Here is a 17147-nt window from a genome sequence, read left to right as displayed (position 1 = left end):
CACTGAGTCGCGGTCGGGGCCCACTGAGTTCCGACGCGGGACACCCCGCCGCGATGCCGGGCCGGGGTGCGGCGCGGAGTTGTTCGCTGCGGATATGCTGAGCCCATCGACTCACCGCAGAGTTTCGAGGAATCCGTTGTCGGGGCGAGTGACGCCGTTGCGCACGACGGCGATCCTGCCGTCGCACCCCCGGGCGCGGAGAGCCGGGCGAAGACGGCGGCGTGGCTGTCCTTCGCGGGCTGTCTGATCGCGGTCTTCATGCAGATGATCGACGGCACGATCGTGACCACCGCGCTGCCCAGTATCACCGCGGATCTGGCGGTCACCCGGCAGGCACAGCTGCTGGTGGTGTCGGGGTATTCGCTGGCCTTCGCGTGCACACTGCTGACGGCGGCGCGCCTGGGCGAACTGCTGGGTCGGCGCACCATGTTCCTGACCTCGGTGGTGCTGTTCACCGCGGCCTCGATGTGGTGCGGAATGTCCGGCAGCGCGGGGGAACTCGTCGCGGCGCGGGTCGTGCAGGGCGCTGCGGCCGCGGGAATGACCGCGCAGACCATTGCCATAGTCGCTGCGGCCTTCCCCCGGGACAGGCACCAGCAGGTGTTCGCCATCTATGGCGCGGTGGCCGGATTCGCCGGAATGGTGGGACCCATTCTCGGCGGGGCGCTGGTGATGGCCGATGTGTTCGGACTGGGCTGGCATGCGGTATTCCTGATCAACCTGCCGCTCGGGCTCATCGCCCTGGCCTTGGCGCTGCGGTATCTGCACCTGGGCCGTCCGCTCCGGCGCGAACGGCTCGATCCCGCCGGGGCGCTGCTGTCCACCGTGAGCCTGTTCGCACTGCTGTTCGCGCTCACCGATATCCAGCAGAACGGCTGGCGGCCCCTGCCCTTGACATTGATCGCAGGGTCCGCCGGATGCGGTGCGGTGTTCATCGCCCAGCAGCGCCGCGAGGCCCGGCGCGGACGCGGCCCGATGGTGCGATTCGAGCTGTTCGCCGACCGCCGATTCGCTGTCGGATCGGTGCTGGTGACCGTTTTCTTCGGCATGTTCACCGCCTTCGTCTTCGCGGTCTCGATCACCATGCAGGACGTGCTCGGATTCTCCGCTTGGCGCACAGGGCTTTTGATGACCCCGTTCGCGGTGGGCGCGTGCCTCGGCGCGCTCGCCTCCCCGATGCTGTTGCGGCGCTGGGGAATTCGCACGCTCGCCGGGGCGATCACCGCCTACGGCGGATGCGTCGTGGTGGGCGCGATCTATCTGCGGGTCACCGCCGGTGTCATCTCGGTACCGCTGGTGCTCGGGCCGGTCCTGCTGGCGGGTCTGTGCGTCGGATTGTTCTGTGTGCCATTGCAACCCGTCATGTTGTCCGGTCTGGCACAGCGGCAGCTGGACGCCGCCTCGGGTCTGGTGCCGACCATCGAACAGCTCGGCAATGCGCTCGGTCTGGCACTGCTCAGTGCGGTGTTCTTCCGTGCGCACACCCTGAACGGCAGCGCCACCATGTTCACCGCGATCGCGGTGGTGGCACTGGCCCTGGGCACGCTCACGCTCGTACTGCCCGAATCGGCGCATCGCGAGAACGGCTAGACCCCGAGCGCCGCGGCGAACAGGGGCCACGAATCGTGCACGTCGTCCTGCCAGTACGGCCAGGCATGGGTGCCTGCCCGGAATACGACCTGAGCCGGAATACCCTGCGCGGCAAGCCGATCGGTGAGCGCGGCGGTGCAACCGCGCACGACCGACTCCATGGTGCCGCCCACCAGCATGCGGTCGGCCAATCGACCGGCATCACCACCGATCGACGGGTCGGCGAGCGTATCGTGCACACCGGCCGCACCGTTACCGGTCGAAATATACAGTGCCACACCGCGCAACCGGTCCGCGTTCACGATCGGATCATGGGCGGCCCAGGCCGGATTGCCCGGTGCGCCCCACATATTGCTCGCGTTCGCACCGTACGGCTGCAACTGGGAGTACACATACGCGGTCGACACCGGATCACTCGTACGCGGGCATCCACTGTAGGAACCCACGGCCTGATATCTGCCCGGTGCCTCGATGGCCAGGTTCAGTGCCGAGGTCGCCGACATCGAGGTTCCGGCAACGGCATTGCGGCCGGTCATGCCGAACTGGTTCTCCAGCAGCGGGGGTAACTCGTCGATCAGGAAGGTGGACCACCGGTTGCGCCCGAGCACCGGATCGTCGGCCACCCAATCGGTGTAATACGACGCCCGCCCGCCGATCGGCTGAATGACATTGACCGGTTTGTCGGCGAAGAATTGCGCGATATCGGTGCGATTGGTCCACGGGCCGCCGCTCTCGCCGCCGTCGACCGCATTGAGCAGATACAGCGCGGGCGCGGGGCCATCGGGATGGGACACCCAGACCGGGATCGTCCGGTTCATGGCGGCCGAATAGACGTCGACCTCGAATTGACGACCGCCGAGCGGGCGCACCCCGACAATCGAGGAGCCCGGATCGGCGTGCACGGGTATGGGCAATAGGACAGCGAATGCGGCGATGACTACGACAGAACAGCGCAGGATTCGGTGCATGCTTCCAGTATCAACCGGTGCGGGCCGGATTCGCCGGTATCACCGAGCGTGTTCGTCGATGGAATGTATTCGCAGAGCAGTTATTTCATCGCAGTCCGGACCGGTTACCAGCATTCGCTCGGCAATCGACCAGCGCAGCTTACGGGGCAGGTCCGGAGCCAGCTGTGAGAAATACGCGTACAGCCACTCGGTGCGAGAGACCAGAAAGGGATAGTCGGTGCTCATCATCGGGCGCAGCACCAGCATCGGCACCGGCGCGTCGAGCGGACGGAAGTCGCGATTCCACAGTCCCGGAACCCCACAGCCGGGATAGAACTGCCCGAGCATCAGCCCATCGGCCACCGCTTCCGATTTGCGGGCCAGATGTACGGCATCGATCAGGTCATAGCGCGTCAAACCCGGAAATACGGTGACCAGGGTGGAACGCCTTGCCTCCGCGGGGTTCTCCCGCAGCAATCGCCGATACGCCTCGAACGCGTCGTCGATCGCGAGGTGCATCCGGTCCTCGGTCAACACGTCGCCGCCGGCGAGCGATCCGGCCCAGATGAGTCGATGGGCTGCGCTGTACCGCACGAACGGGCATACCGGCCCGGGACGACCCAGCTCCGGATGCGGGCGGGGCAGGTGCTCGGTCATCCAGCGCAGCAGCGCGGCGGCCTCGGGTCCCTGCCGTTCCCATTGCCCGGGATCGGCGTACACATTCCACCAGCGGACTCCGGAACGCCGCCCGGTCCTCATCGGCTGTCACCGGCTTCCACCTGTGCGGCGAGCAGCGGGCCGAAGATCGGAACCACATCGGCATTGCAGAACTGGGCATGCGTGGTCGCGATGCGATGCTCGATGAGCGCGCCCTCGATGTGCGGCTTCCACATATCCGCGCCGAGCGATTCGGTCACCCCGCGTGTTGCCGAGAAGTAGAGCAGATCACCGTCGAACACGCCGGGGCGGCAGCCGTGCGACAGGCGCACGCCCTCCGCATAACCCCGATGCAGGCGGGTCAGCTGTTCGGCGGTCAGACCGGTGCCGAACGAGGCCGGGGCAGCGGCCAATTCGGCCGCGGCCGCTTCGGCGGTGAGGTCCGCGAGCTCATCGCCGTTCTCGGGTTCGTCCCCGAGCAGATGGGTCAGCAGATCACGCATGCGGGGCAGCGGGGGCGGGGGCATATCGTCGGGGAAGACGATGCTGTCGAGCATGGCCAGGGTCGCGACCCGCGCACCGCGCTCGGTCAGCCGGATCGCGATGGCATGCGCGATCTGACCGCCCAGTGACCAGCCGAGCAGATGGTAGGGACCTTCGGGGCACACCCGCAGGATCTCCTCGACATAGCCGTCCGCGAGTTCGTCGATGGTGGTCCCGGCCCGCGGTTCACCCGCGAGTGTCAGGGCTTGCAGCCCGTAGACCGGGCGGTCGTGGAGTTGCTGCGCCAGTGCGGCGTAGCACCAGGCCAGCGGGACCGCCGAATGCACGCAGAACAGCGGTGGACGAGATCCGTTGCGGCGCAGGGTGAGTACCACGCCGAGCGCGTCATCGGTGGCGGCTCCGCCCTCGTGATCGGCCAGGCGCGCGGCCAATTCCCGGACGGTGGGCGCGGTGTAGAGCCAGCGCACCGTCACCGGAAGGCCGGTGGCCGCGGCCAGCTCGGCCGAAAGCGCCACGCCCGTCAGCGAATTGCCGCCTATCTCGAAGAAATCGTCGTCGAGGCCCACCGGGGTGGTCTCGGTGATCGTCGCGAAATGGTCGGCGACAAGGCACTCCAGCGGCGACTCCGGAGCACGGTAGGTGCGGCGCACCGGGGGTGGCACCGGCAACGCGGAGCGGTCGATCTTGCCGTGTGCGGTGACCGGGAGCCGGTCCACTTCGACGAGTTGCGCGGGTACGAGCGCGGCGGGCAACAGCGTGCGCAGGCGCGCGGTGAGATCCGCGTGGTCGAGTGGAGTCGCTTGTGCCGCAACGATATATCCGATCACGCGGCCGCCGCCGGGCCCGTCCAGGACGGTCGCGACGGCGTGCGAGACCTCCGGCAGGGCCATGAGCGCGGTTTCCACTTCGGCCGGTTCGGTGCGGCGACCGCGCACACTCAGTTGGTCGTCGGCGCGCGCTCGGAACTCGAGGGCGCCGTCCAGCGCCGAATGCACGAGATCGCCGGTGCGATATACGCGTTCACCGGTGCCGGCTGGGTCCGCGACGAAGCGTTCGGCCGTGGCGGCGGGTCGCCCGAGGTAGCCCTGCGCCACGCCGGGGCCGCCCAGATACAACTCGCCCGTGCCGCACGGCGGCGCGCGGTGCAGTCGAGAATCCAGAATCAAGGCCCGGACGCCGGGCAACGGCGGCCCGATGGATACCGGGCCCGCGGGCGTCAGCGCCTCCGATTGCGTTGCCATCACCGTGGTTTCGGTCGGTCCATAGCCGTTGAAGAGCCGCAGTGCCGGGCCCCAGCGCCGGAGCAGATCGTGCGGACAGGCTTCCCCGCCCACCACCGCGACCCGCAGGGACGGCACCTGCTCCGGGGTGATCGTGGCCAGTACCGCCGGGGTGGTGAGGAAGTGGGTGATTGCCGCCCTGTGCAACAGCTCGGCCAGCGCAGCGCCCGCCACCACCGACGGCGGTTCGATGACCAAGGTGGCTCCGGCGGCGAACGACGCGAGCAGTTCCAGCAGGTGGGCGTCGAACGACGGGGCGTGCGCGTGCAGGACACGCGAATCATGCGCTACGCCATAGTGTTCGACAATGTGATCGGTGAGCGGGCCGAGTCCGCGATGGGTGACGGCCACGCCCTTCGGGGTGCCGGTCGTGCCCGAGGTGTAGATGAGATAGGCCGGATGGTCCGGGTGCAGCGGGCGAATCCGGTCGACGTCCCGAATCGGGGTGGCCGGGTGACGCTGGATCCGGGTGCGAGTGTCCGGGTCGTCCAGGATCAGCCACTCCGGTCCGGCGGGGAGGGCGTCGCGGGCCGATGCCACCGCCAGCCCGTGGCGCGCACCGGAATCCGTCGCGACCACGGTCAGTCGGTGCACCGGGTCGGCGGGATCGACGGGCACGAAGGTGGCTCCGGTCTTGGCCACCGCCCACACCGCCACGACCGATTCGATCGAACGCGGTATGGCGACCAGGACAGCGGCGCCCGGCCCCGCTCCCGCGTCGATCAGCTCGCGGGCCCACCGGGAGGACAGCTCGTCCAGCTCACGATAGGTCAGGGAACGGGGATCATCCTGTAGCGCAATGTCTTCGGCTGCCGTCTCCGGCACGCTCAGCTTGCCGCGGAGAAGATCCGGGAGCAGTCGATCGGCGTGCTCGACGCTCGGGACCGCGCGGATATCGCCCGGCTCCAAGGTCCGGACCGGTCGATCGGGGTCGGCGAGGAATCGATCGAAATAGGCCAGGAATCGTTCGTGCAGGGTATTGAGCGAGTCCGCGGAGTACAGCTCCGAATTGGCTTGCATGCCAATGGTGATGGATTCATCGTCCGGTCCCAGCTGGTAGCCGTTGATCAGCAGATCCTCCACCGGACCCAGGGCCAGCAGTTGCACCTGTGCGGTGAGCGGTCCCATGTTCAGCGGCGCGACGGCCCCGAGCATATTCACCACCGGGCCGAAACCGCCTCGCACGGTATGGCTTTCGCCTCGATCGCGTTGAATATCCTCGTATCGGTAGCGTTGATGCCGCAACGCCCCGACCACACGGGCGCGCACCTGCTCGACCACGCCCGCCCTGGTCTCGGCGCGCAGCCCGCGCATCCGCAGCGGAACGACATTGGAGACCGATCCGGCCGACCGGCGCAGCGCGGCGGTCGGGCGCGCGGCCACCGGCAGGGACAGCACGAGATCGTCCGCGCCGGTCAGCGCGGCCAGGTGGCAGGCGAAGGCCGCGATGGTCAGCTCCGGCAGGGTGTATCCCCGCCGCTGCCAGGCCGCCACGTTCGCCACGGTGTGCGGCGGCACGAGGCCCGTCACCCGATGCGGTGTGCGGGGGCGCACCGCCGAGCGCCCTGCCAGCCGCACCGGCGCGGGCATATCCGCCAGCTGCTCCCGCCAGTACTCGCCATCGGCCCGCGCGCGCATCGACTCGGAGTAGGCGCGCTCCTCTGCCAGGAGTTCGGCGATCGTCAGCGGACAACCCGATAGGGTCCGCACCCGCTCGCCGGGCACAGTCTCGGTCAAACCTGTTGCAGCGGCGTACAGTTCGACGGTTCGGCGCAGCATCACCGCGGCCCCGATCCCGTCCAGCACGATGTGATGACTGCGCAGATACAGCAGATGATGATCCCGCCCCACCCGGAACACCGTGGCCGCGGTCGGCGCATCGGCGAGCAGATCCAGGGGCGAACCGTGATCACGGTCCATCCGCAGGAGCGCGACCGCGATCGCATCCGCTTCGGGCAGCGCGCTGAAATCCTGGAAACCCAGCGCGCCGAACGCATCCCGGTCCAGGAACTGCCGGGGATAGCCGCCCTCGATCCGGAAGCGCACGAGCGGTGACTGCAATTCCACCGCGGCCAGCCCGGCGCACTCGCCCAGCAGATCCACCCGGAGCGGTCCGCGCAGGGTCAGATACATGGCGACGGTATTGGGAACCTCGGGATACAACTGCTGCGCCACCCACCAGCGCAATTGCGCCGCCGACAGCGGCAATCCGTCCAGCGGGTCGGCGGCGGCGATTACGGCGGATCGGGATATCGGGTCTCCATCGGCCCGCGCCAACGTACCTCCTCACGCCCCGAGCGATATTCGGTCGAACCGTCCAGTCGGAACATACTGCACCCGCACGCCGCAACCGTGGAGGAACCGCCGCACGGAGCCGGCTCGAATACGTGTCTACCCGTGATCGCGGCGCGCCAACCCCGTGGTCGCGGCCAGGAGGACGGCGGCTATCGCCATGAATACGAGTTGCGGCCGATCCGTGGTGTTGTCACCGGCCAGCAGGTACATCGCGACATTGATCAACCAGTGCCCGATCGTGGCGACCAGTACGCGCTGACCGAAACTGCCCGTGCCCAGGTAGCCGAGGATGATCGCGAACCCCAGCACGGAAACGAAGAAGCAGGCGGCCACCACCGGACCCGCGACGAAGGCCTGCACATGCCACAGCGCCCAGGCCGCGCCCGTCACCGTGACCGCCGCGAATTTCCCCATTCGAGATTCCAGCAGCGGCTGCATGAGGCCGCGCCAGCCGATCTCCTCACCGCATGCGCCGACCAGCTGGAACAGCACGAAGACCGCGAAAGGCACACCGCCGACCGCCACCGGGCCGACGAGGTCGATATCGACCAGCAGGGTGGCGCCGGTGATCAACAGCCAGAAGGCCACGCATGCCGCGACCATCGCGAGCACATTCACCCCGACCCGGCGCGCGGGAACCGGCGCGGGCAGCAGGCGCGAGACGGTCGTCCTGAAGGCCGGCCAGGTGATCAGCGCACCCAGCGCCGGACCGAACTGGACCAGGGACAGTGCCGCGCGATCGATGCCCGAATGCGGCTGAGCCGCAAGCAGTATCACCGAGGCGGTCAGCGTGGACACCACGTAGACCCCCAGCATGGCCCAGAGCCTTCCCGTGGTCACCGGCCGTGTCACGTCGGTGAATTCGGGCCGGGTGCTGCTCATCTCGGTAGGGCTCACCCGAATCAGCCTCCGGGGTGATACCCCATTCGCGGATCACCCCGGGGTACTGGATTTCCCGGTCTTCGAGTCGCCCGCATCTTGACTTTCCCACCAGGAAAGTGGATCGTTACTTTCCTACCAGGAAAGTAAGCGAACAGGAGCCCGTCATGGGAATCTTCCGCAAGACCAAGCGCGACCCCGAACCATCAACCGACCAGCAAGCCGCCCCCACCCAGTCCGACCAGGAAGCCAAGCGCCGCCGGCGGCGGCGTCGCCTCCTCGGTGGCGCGTACACCGGCGGCTGGAGCGGAAGCTGAACGTCCGACACGCGGAACCGCCCGCGTGAGCGTGATGTGAGCGCGATGCAAGAGCACACCGCGAGCATCGATCACATGACATGGCAGAGCGGCCTTCGTGCCGACGGGAAGACATTTCTGGTGACCGGCGCGAACGCGGGCATCGGGTATTTCGCCGCGGAACAGCTCGCGGCCAGTGGGGCCACGGTTGTGCTCGGCTGCCGCGATTCCGGGAAGGCCGAGTTGGCGATGCGGGTGATCCGGGAGCGGGTCCCGGATGCTCGGCTACGCCGGATCCCCCTGGACCTTTCGGATCTGTCCACACTGCCCGCGACGGTGGACGCGCTCGCCATCGACAGCCTGCACGCGGTCGTGCTCAATGCCGGGATCCTACTGTCGGACCCGGCACGCCGCGTGAGCCCCCAGGGACACGAATTGATGTTCGCCACAAACCATCTCGGCCATTTCGCGCTGGTCGCCCACCTGGCACCGATATTGTCCGCGGCCCCCGCCGGCCGCGTGATCACCGTGGGCAGCTTCGCGGCGCGGTCGGAACGACTCGACCTCGCGGACCTCCAGTCCGAGCACGACTACCGGCCCAAACGCACCTACGGCCGATCGAAACTGGCACAAATGCTGTTCGGCTTCGAACTGGATCGCCGCCTACGCGCACACGGCTCCACCACCGCCAGCATCATCGTCCACCCCGGCGGCGCACTGGACTCATTGTCCCCCGCCCGCCCACCACTGTTCAGCCGCACGACCGCCCAACGTCTCCGCGGCCTTCCCGCGAATATCGTTCTGCACGGCAAACATTCAGGTGCCCAATCCATCGTCCGAGCAGTCCTGGACCCCGAAATCACCAGCGGACAACTCTGGGGCCCACGCGTTTTCGGCCTCCGCGGCCAACCACATCAAGAATCCCCCCACCCCCACATGACCGACCCCGGCACCGCCACCCAACTATGGTCCGCCAGCTCAGCCCTCACCGGCGTCGACCCCTTCGACCGCATAACAAACACGCCATAAACAGGAAATCAACCAACGCCGGTGGATTGCGCTGCGGCAACCGTCTACGTCCGCGCCGGGACACCGTTCGCCGTGCGATCGCCGGGATCGGATCTGGCTGACCGTAAAGGTGTTCATGCCGGTCGAGACGTGATTTCCTCGGGCCTGTCGTTCGGTTCGAGGGAAAGGCCCGCACATGTCCGTGGATATTTCAGCCACTGATTCCGGAGCCGCGGTGCGGGTGGTGCGGCTGGGCGCTCATATCGGCGCGCGGGTCGAGGGGGTGCGACTCGGCGGGGATCTGGGCGCGCGGACCGTCTCGGCCATTCGGGCGGCGCTGCGCGAGCACCGGGTGATCTTCTTCCAGGGGCAGGATCACCTCACCGAGGACGGGCAGCACGAGTTCGCGGAACTGCTGGGCAATCCGACCACTCCGCATCCGACGCTGAGTTCGGGCGGGGCGAAGAGCCTGGCCATCGATTCGCGGCATGGCCGCTCGAATGTCTGGCATACCGATGTCACCTTCGTCGATCGGGTGCCGCGGGCGTCGATTCTGCGGGCGGTCACCCTGCCCAGTTACGGCGGCTCGACCACCTGGGCCTCGACGGTCGCGGCGTACGAGGCGCTCCCCGAACCGCTGAAGGTGCTGGCCGAGAGCCTGCGCGCGCGGCACACCAATCTCTACGACTACGCCGGTGAGGGTCGCTCATCGGAACAGAATTCCGCCGCCTATCGCAGGGAATTCGAGTCGAGGTATTTCGAGACCGAGCATCCCGTGGTCGAGGTGCATCCCGAAACCGGGGAGCGCGCATTGCTGCTGGGTTGCTTCGTGAAGGAACTGGTGGGGCTGTCCGGCAATGAGTCCAAGGCGCTGTTCCAGCTGTTCCAGCAGCGAATCACTCGGCTGGAGAACACCACCCGGTGGAACTGGTCGCCGGGCGATGTGGCGATCTGGGACAACCGTGCCACTCAGCACTATGCCATCGACGACTACGACGGCAGCGAGCGCCGCACCCTCACCCGCATCACCCTCGCGGGCGATATCCCGGTCGGCGTCGACGGCCGCGCCAGCACCGTCATCGCCGGTGATGCCGGCGACTACTCATCGGCGACGCCGCGAGCGGCCTGAAAGGCACAACGCCATAACGACTATTCGCGCACCGCGTGCCATATCCCGGCGGGCGCGGCCGATCGACTACTGTCCAACGGCTCACGTGTTCGGTGATCGCGAAATCAGGAACCGACCCTGCCTCGGCCGACAAGGGGTATCCCGTGCATTTGTGGAGCTATATTCGAGGACGAGGCGAGACGCTCGCCTTCCTCACCTATCAGCATGCGTCGCTGGCATTTCAGACGGTTCTGGTCGGAACGGTCGTCGCCGTGCTGATCGCGATCGCGGTGTATCGGCTGCCCCTGTTGTCCGCGCTCACGCTGACCTCGAGCCGGGTGGCGCTGACCATTCCCTCCCTGGCGCTGTTGGCGCTGCTGCTGGTCCCGTTCGGGCTCGGGGTGGTGCCGTCATTCCTCATGCTGGCGTTCTTCGCGACGCTGCCGGTGATCGGTAACGCCATTGTCGGATTGCGATCGGTGCCGGATTCGGTCATCGAATCCGCGCGCGGTATCGGATTCTCGCGCTGGCGCATTCTGTTCACCGTCGAATTGCCGATCGCCTGGCCGGTGATTCTCACCGGTATTCGCGTCTCCACGCAGATGGTGGTCGGCGTCGCCGCCATTGTCGCGTATGTGCTGGGCCCGGGTCTGGGTTCGCTCATCTTCAACGGCCTGTCCCGGCTCGGCGGCGCGAATGCCCTCGAAATGGCGCTCACCGGAACCATTCTCATTGTCGCGATCGCGTTGGTGTTCGACGCGCTCCTCGTCCTGCTCGGACGCCTCACCATCGCAAAGGGACTGTCATGACCGATGCCGTGACCACCCGGCCAGTTCCGGCGGAACGCAATGTGACCGGTGCGTCCATCACCCTGGACGGTGTCGTCAAACGCTATCGGGGGCAGGAGAATCCGGCGGTCGAGCGCTTGGACCTGGAGATCGAGGCCGGGCATATCGTCGCGTTCGTCGGGCCGTCCGGGTGTGGCAAGACCACGACGCTCAAGATGATCAATCGCCTGATCGAGCCGAGTGAGGGGCGGATCCTGATCGACGGGCGCGATGTCACCCGGGAGGATCCGGACAAGCTGCGTCAGTCGATCGGGTATGTCATCCAGTCCGGCGGATTGTTCCCGCACTGGTCGGTGGCCAAGAATATCGGCGCGATTCCGCGCGTACTGGGCTGGGACAAGAAGCGGATCGCCGAACGCACCGAATATCTGCTCGATCTGGTCGGGCTCGATCCGGTGACGTTCGCCGACCGGCTGCCCAAGGATATGTCCGGCGGGCAACAGCAGCGGGTGGGCGTGGCCCGGGCGCTGGCCGCCGATCCCCCGGTGCTGCTCATGGACGAGCCATTCGGCGCGGTCGATCCGATCACCCGAGTTCGATTGCAGGACAGTCTGATCGCGATTCAGCACGAGCTCGGCAAGACCATCGTGATCGTGACGCACGATTTCGAGGAGGCCACCAAACTCGGGGACAAGGTGCTGATCCTGTCCGAGGGCGGGCATATCGAGCAGTACGCGACGCCGGAGGAGATTCTCACCGATCCGGCCACGCCGTTCGTGCAGGAGTTCGTCGGATCGGGGGCGAAGCTGGCGTACCTGACGGTGTCGCGGGTGCGCGATGTGGAGTACGACGAGGTGATCACCGCCCGGGTCGGGGAGCCATCGGGGCAGGTGATCGAGCGGGCCAAGGCGGCGGGGCACGACTGGATCGTGGTCGTGGACCGCTCGGGGCGGCCGCGGGCCTGGCCCACGCTCACCGAAGTGGCGTCCAAACCCGAGGTTTCGGACTTCCTGGATCGGCGGTTGCCGGTGGTGGCACGGTCCTCCACCTTGAATGACGCGCTCGATGAGATGCTCGCGACCAGTCAGGGCGCCACGCTGGTCACCGACGGCCGGGGTGCGGTCGTCGGATCGCTGAGCATCGGGTCGGTGACCGAGCTCATTCGGACCAAGCTCGCGGAGGGGCATCCCGAGGAAGCGGAAGAGTCCTACGAAAACCATGTCGACGGCGCCGATTACGAGCCGACGCCGGTGATCGCCGCCGCGGACGAACCCGGTTCGCTCGCGGCGACTGCGCGCGATGACGAAGCGGCCGGGCAATCATGAATCGATTGCGCCGCACACCCATCGACGTCTGGTTCGAACCGCTCATCATTCTGGCGATCGGGATCGGCTACATGCTGTGGTATCGGTCCACCACCTTCACCCCGACCGAGCGGGCCTCGCTCGGGTGGGCCAATTTGCAGACCACGATTCTGGCGCATATCAAGCTGACCGTGGTCGCCACGCTGATCGTCGTGGTGGTGGCGATTCCGCTCGGGATCGCGCTGACCCGGCCGGGGTTGAAGCGGTTGGAACCGATCGTCATCAATGTCGCGAATATCGGGCAGGCCGCGCCCGCGGTCGGGTTGCTGGTGCTGTTCACCTTCTGGTTGGGCACCGGATTCCGCACCGCCGTCATCGGTCTGGTGGTGTACGCGATTCTGCCGATTCTGCAGAACACGATCATCGGATTGCGGCAGGTGGATCAGCGCACCATCGAGGCGTCGCGCGGGATCGGGTTCTCCGCGGCGCGCACGCTGGTGCAGGTCGAATTGCCGTTGGCGGTGCCGGTGATTCTCAATGGGGTGCGCACCGCGCTGGTGATCCTGGTCGGCACCGCGACGCTGAGCACCTTCATCGGCGCGACCAGTCTGGGCACCTTGATCACGACGGGTGTCACGCTGTTCCTGCCCAAACTGCTGATCTCCGGGGCGATTCTGGTCGGTCTGCTGGCGCTGATCATCGACTGGCTGGGTCGATTGGTGGAATTGGCCGCGACGCCGCGGGGTGTGTCATGAGGCGACCGCGGGCCGGATCGATTGCGCTGCTGCTGGTTTCGATAGTGGCCGGGTGCGGGCTGGTGAGTTCCTCGGGCACGTTCCATGCCGCGAGCCTGCCGGGCGGGGATACGCCGCTGGCCGGTGCGAAGTTGACCGTCACCTCCAAGAGCTTCACCGAGGGCGTATTGCTCGGCAAGATCACCGCGACCTATCTGGCCGCCGCCGGGGCCGATGTCACGGATTTGACGGGTGCGCCCGGGTCGGCCTCCTCGCGGCAGGCGCAACTCAATGGCGATGCCGATATCCTGTGGGAGTACACGGGTACCGGTTGGGTCAACTATCACAATGAGACCGAGACGATCGTGGATCCGCACGAGTTGTGGCAGCGGGTGCACGATATCGAGAAGCGCGACAATGATCTCGAATGGTTGCCGCCGTCGAATTTCAATGACACCTATGCGTTCGCCGCTTCGACGCCGACCGCGCAGCGCTTGCGGGTGGCCTCGCTCTCGGATGTCGCGGCGCTGCCGGTCGCCGATCGGACGTTCTGTGTCGATGACGAATTCTTCAGTCGCTCCGATGGTTTCATTCCGATGCTGGCGAAATACGGTATCCCCTACAATGATCCGAACGGGGTTCCCGCGGGGAACGTGACCCGGATGGACGCGGGTGTGGTTTATCCGGCGACCGCCAAGAGCTCACCCTGCGATTTCGGTATGGTCTATACCACCGACGGTCGAGTGAAGAACTTGAATCTCACTGTCCTGGAAGACGATAAGAAGTTCTTTCTGCCGTATAGCGGCACCGCGGTGGTTCGGACCGCTGTGATCGACAAGTACCCGAACCTGCGGACTCTGCTCGGCACCATTTCCGAACGGCTCACCGATCAGCTGATGCGGGAGCTCAACGGCCGGGTCGACATCGACGGGGAGGATCCCTCCGATGTCGCCTACGACTGGCTTCGGAGCGAGAGGCTGGTCCGGTGATTTCCGGCGCTAGCATGTGATGGCGACTCGAACCACACGCGGGCTACATCTTGGTGTATCGGGCCATGACGAAGCTGTACAGGCCGTAGGTGATAATGCCCAGACCCGCGATGACCAGCAGGATCACCCCGTGTGGTTGCGCGCCGAGGGTTTTGAGGGCTCCGTCGAGGCCGGTGGCCCTGTCCGGGCGTGATTGGCCGGCGGCGAGGATCACCAGTGCGCCGACCGCGGCGATCGCCAGGCCCTTCGCGATATATCCGACCGTTCCGAGAATTCGCACCGTATCGCCGGGCGTGCCCTTCAAATCCTTCAGGAAGTTCCGGCTGGCTCCCTTGTAGATGTGGTAGCCGCCGATCGCGATGACGATCAGCCCGCCCACGATCAAACCGATTGTGCCCGCGGTGTTCTGCATCATGCGCGCGCTGAACCCGGCGCTCTGACTGCCACTGGATTTACCGCTGCCACGGGCGAATCCGAACGCGGAGAACGCGAACGCTAAGTACACCACCGCCACCGAGAACGCCTTGAGCCGATTGACCGCCTCCGCCTTCGTGGAATCCGCATCGGGTTCGGAAGCACTGCCCAATGCCGCCTCGGCCACCCGCCACAAACCCATCAGCACGAACGCGACGACCCCGACCCAGAGCACGATGACCCCACCGGGTTTGCGCGCCAATTCCGCCATCGCACCGGATTGATCGGCGGTTCCGCCCCCGCCCCCGAAGGCGATTCGGATCGCGATATAGCCGATGAGCAGGTGCACGATGCCGCTGACCACGAATCCCGCTCTGGCGAACCGTTCGAAAACACTGTTCTGCGCCAGCCGCTCGGCCGTGGAGGACGAGTTGTCCGACGAAGACCCGGACGAGTCCGCCGGAACACGAGAAGTGTTGGTATCAGACATCATTCCTTCCCCTGACAGGTGAGACACCCGCCCGGCCGATCGCACTCCGCTTACCCGGTAAACCCCGGCCCTAACACGCACCGGCAGCCGCATCCGAGGACAAGCTAGTCGAGACCGTCACCCGAAATTCCTCGCGCCGGGCGCGTAACACACTGCCCCCCAAGACGCTTCAGTCGACATCGGCGAGAATGGAGGCCGCCTCCCATGCCCGATCCCAACCCCTCGTCAATCCTCGAAGCGTTCGAATGTCGGGGCGACACCCGGCGCCCACAGCGCGATCAGCGCATCGATCAGCCCCGCATCGGAACCGCGCTCAGCCGCGGTATGCCGGTCGAGCAGTTCCTGATTGGTCCACCGCTCCAACATCACCAGCGTGTCCGGATCATCCATGTTCTGAGAAAGTTCGTACTGCTCGCACCCCTCCTGCTCCTCCACCACGGCATTGAGCTCCCTGAATACCCGGGCGAACTCGGCCGCCCTGACCGGTGCGACACGAATGGTGACAATGTGATGAATGGGCATGAGTCCCCGTCCCTTCCAACACCACTATTTTAGGGGCGGTGCCGATTTCGGATGGCGGTACTGTGCCGGAATGGCAGTCACCGTAGAAGTGTTGAGTGTGGTCGATGACGAGATCGTCGCGGCCTTCGATCGGCTGCTGCCGCAGCTGTCGCAATCGGCGAAGCCGCTTGATCGAGATGCGTTGACGCGGTTGGTGTCCGCGGATTCGACCACCGTTCTGATCGCGCGCCACGACGGAGCTGTTGTCGGCACTCTGAGCTTGGTGATGTACCCGATTCCGTCAGGGCTGCGGGCGCGCATCGAAGACGTCGTGGTCGCCGACGCCGCGCGTGGCCACGGTGTCGGCGCACTCCTGATCGAGGAGGCGAAGGCGCGCGCGGTCGCAGCCGGTGCCAGAACGGTTCAGTGCGTTCGATTGTCCGGACACGCCGGTCGCCGCGAAGTGCCCGCGTTCAATGCGATGAACCCGCGCTGTTGAAGGGCCAGGGCGGAATCGGCCCGTCGTCGACCACGACGTTCTCGTACCGCATTCCGAGGATCGGATTGTCCGTGCTGCACCAGCGCTCACGGTCGTACAAACAGCGCTCGTCGTGAGAACCACAGTTACCACCTACGGCCGTGGTCAGATGTGGGGGAAGGTAGGCACGGGCCATTTGCTGTTTCCCTAGACCGCAGTCGAAGATCACGTCCACGCGGTAGGTGTCGTCAGTTTCGTTGCGGCACCAGCGGTCAGTGCACGAGACCCAGGGAGCCAGCACCACCGGATTGCCCGCGGCGGCCTGCGGTGCGGCAACACCGACGGCAATCGCGAACAACGAGCTGGCGATGCTCAACAGGGCTGTCAATCGGTGCGGCATACGGCTAGAAACTACAAGCCGTCCCGGACGGGCGCTATCGGGCAAATGCCCCAATTCGATTCGGGCAGTGGCCCGTTGCCCATCGCGGCCCCACCAGATATTCCGGAGACAGCCTCGTCGCGTTCAGTCATACACCGCTCGCTGTGGTGACACCGAACCGGCTGGAGGTGGACCGGCTTTCGAGATCGTAGAGCACCGGTAGGGCGTTCGCCCATCGGCATTTCAGTGCGTTGATGATGCTCGGTGGGCACACCTACGGAGTGGCTGACAATGACGAACCCAAGAGCCCTCCACGTCGTGGGGGCCGACGACAGGAGCCGCCGAGGGCAGAGTTCGAGATCGTGACCGCCGAAGGCGCTGAAGCGCTCGCACGACGCCAAGCCGAGGTGCTGCGGGAATCACAAATGGCAGGCATCACGACAGAAATAGCCTGCCCGCAACCCCGAGCACCGGCCACGCCCGCTCCCAGACCAACGCCGATGACG

The 17147-nt window shown here is 66.4% G+C and carries 16 protein-coding genes; 9 read left to right on the top strand and 7 right to left on the bottom strand.

Translation table 11 applies throughout. The features are described from left to right. The first annotated feature begins 66 nt into the window (after positions 1–66). Positions 67–1590, top strand: a complete 1524-nt coding sequence (locus tag NA10_RS15210; protein WP_245677224.1) for an MFS transporter — start codon at positions 67–69, stop codon at positions 1588–1590. On the opposite strand, the gene NA10_RS15205 is transcribed toward NA10_RS15210, so the two are convergent. The 4 genes from NA10_RS15205 to NA10_RS15190 all read right to left on the bottom strand — a co-directional run bounded on the left by NA10_RS15205 (position 1587) and on the right by NA10_RS15190 (position 8170). Beyond that, a complete protein-coding gene (locus NA10_RS15205; protein WP_067568482.1) occupies positions 1587–2558 on the bottom strand; it encodes an alpha/beta hydrolase in 972 nt (323 codons plus the stop codon). The genes NA10_RS15210 and NA10_RS15205 overlap by 4 nt on opposite strands. 39 nt (positions 2559–2597) lie before the next feature. Beyond that, positions 2598–3296 (bottom strand): DUF6875 domain-containing protein, encoded by a 699-nt coding sequence (locus NA10_RS15200; protein ID WP_067568481.1) that lies wholly within the window; start codon positions 3294–3296, stop codon positions 2598–2600. Further along, positions 3293–7255 (bottom strand): non-ribosomal peptide synthetase, encoded by a 3963-nt coding sequence (locus tag NA10_RS15195; protein WP_084514711.1) that lies wholly within the window; start codon positions 7253–7255, stop codon positions 3293–3295. The genes NA10_RS15200 and NA10_RS15195 overlap by 4 nt, the downstream gene beginning before the upstream one ends. Before the next feature lie 114 nt (positions 7256–7369). Next, the gene (locus tag NA10_RS15190) at positions 7370–8170 is read right to left on the bottom strand and encodes a CPBP family intramembrane glutamic endopeptidase (RefSeq protein WP_157556525.1); all 801 of its coding nucleotides are present in this window, start codon (positions 8168–8170) and stop codon (positions 7370–7372) included. 149 nt (positions 8171–8319) lie between these two features. On the opposite strand from NA10_RS15190, the gene NA10_RS36715 reads away from it, so the two are divergent. The 7 genes from NA10_RS36715 to NA10_RS15160 all read left to right on the top strand — a co-directional run bounded on the left by NA10_RS36715 (position 8320) and on the right by NA10_RS15160 (position 14379). Next, positions 8320–8469, top strand: a complete 150-nt coding sequence (locus NA10_RS36715; RefSeq protein WP_157556524.1) for a hypothetical protein — start codon at positions 8320–8322, stop codon at positions 8467–8469. A 75-nt stretch (positions 8470–8544) separates the two neighbouring features. Then, positions 8545–9477 (top strand): SDR family NAD(P)-dependent oxidoreductase, encoded by a 933-nt coding sequence (locus NA10_RS15185; protein ID WP_067568561.1) that lies wholly within the window; start codon positions 8545–8547, stop codon positions 9475–9477. A 175-nt stretch (positions 9478–9652) separates the two neighbouring features. Next, positions 9653–10585 carry a TauD/TfdA dioxygenase family protein gene (locus NA10_RS15180; RefSeq protein ID WP_067568479.1) on the top strand — a complete coding sequence of 311 codons (933 nt, stop codon included), beginning with the start codon at positions 9653–9655 and terminating at the stop codon, positions 10583–10585. Between the two features lie 143 nt (positions 10586–10728). Beyond that, positions 10729–11373, top strand: coding sequence for an ABC transporter permease (locus NA10_RS15175; RefSeq protein WP_067568560.1), 645 nt, complete (start codon positions 10729–10731; stop codon positions 11371–11373). Further along, positions 11370–12677 (top strand): ABC transporter ATP-binding protein, encoded by a 1308-nt coding sequence (locus tag NA10_RS15170; RefSeq protein WP_067568478.1) that lies wholly within the window; start codon positions 11370–11372, stop codon positions 12675–12677. The genes NA10_RS15175 and NA10_RS15170 overlap by 4 nt, the downstream gene beginning before the upstream one ends. Then, positions 12674–13411 carry an ABC transporter permease gene (locus tag NA10_RS15165; protein ID WP_067568477.1) on the top strand — a complete coding sequence of 246 codons (738 nt, stop codon included), beginning with the start codon at positions 12674–12676 and terminating at the stop codon, positions 13409–13411. Before NA10_RS15170 ends, NA10_RS15165 begins: the two co-directional genes overlap by 4 nt. Further along, a complete protein-coding gene (locus tag NA10_RS15160) occupies positions 13408–14379 on the top strand; it encodes a glycine betaine ABC transporter substrate-binding protein (protein WP_067568476.1) in 972 nt (323 codons plus the stop codon). The genes NA10_RS15165 and NA10_RS15160 overlap by 4 nt, the downstream gene beginning before the upstream one ends. Before the next feature lie 43 nt (positions 14380–14422). Here the strand turns inward: NA10_RS15160 and NA10_RS15155 are convergent, their stop codons facing one another. Together NA10_RS15155 and NA10_RS15150 are read right to left on the bottom strand one after the other, a co-directional pair. Next, positions 14423–15283, bottom strand: a complete 861-nt coding sequence (locus tag NA10_RS15155; protein ID WP_067568559.1) for a DUF1206 domain-containing protein — start codon at positions 15281–15283, stop codon at positions 14423–14425. Between the two features lie 225 nt (positions 15284–15508). Next, positions 15509–15805: an antibiotic biosynthesis monooxygenase family protein gene (locus NA10_RS15150; protein WP_067568475.1), complete on the bottom strand. Its 297-nt coding sequence runs from the start codon at positions 15803–15805 to the stop codon at positions 15509–15511. 97 nt (positions 15806–15902) lie between these two features. Here NA10_RS15150 and NA10_RS15145 point away from each other — a divergent pair, with 97 nt between their 5' ends. Next, positions 15903–16283: a GNAT family N-acetyltransferase gene (locus tag NA10_RS15145; protein ID WP_218021525.1), complete on the top strand. Its 381-nt coding sequence runs from the start codon at positions 15903–15905 to the stop codon at positions 16281–16283. Here NA10_RS15145 and NA10_RS15140 read toward each other — a convergent pair. Next, positions 16258–16650 (bottom strand): hypothetical protein, encoded by a 393-nt coding sequence (locus NA10_RS15140; protein WP_169812584.1) that lies wholly within the window; start codon positions 16648–16650, stop codon positions 16258–16260. The genes NA10_RS15145 and NA10_RS15140 overlap by 26 nt on opposite strands. Positions 16651–17147 lie beyond the last annotated feature (497 nt).

It is taken from the genome of Nocardia acidivorans NBRC 108247 (genome assembly GCF_001625085.1).
Lineage (GTDB): Bacteria > Actinomycetota > Actinomycetes > Mycobacteriales > Mycobacteriaceae > Nocardia > Nocardia acidivorans.
This window is presented reverse-complemented; position numbering and strand designations above follow the sequence as displayed.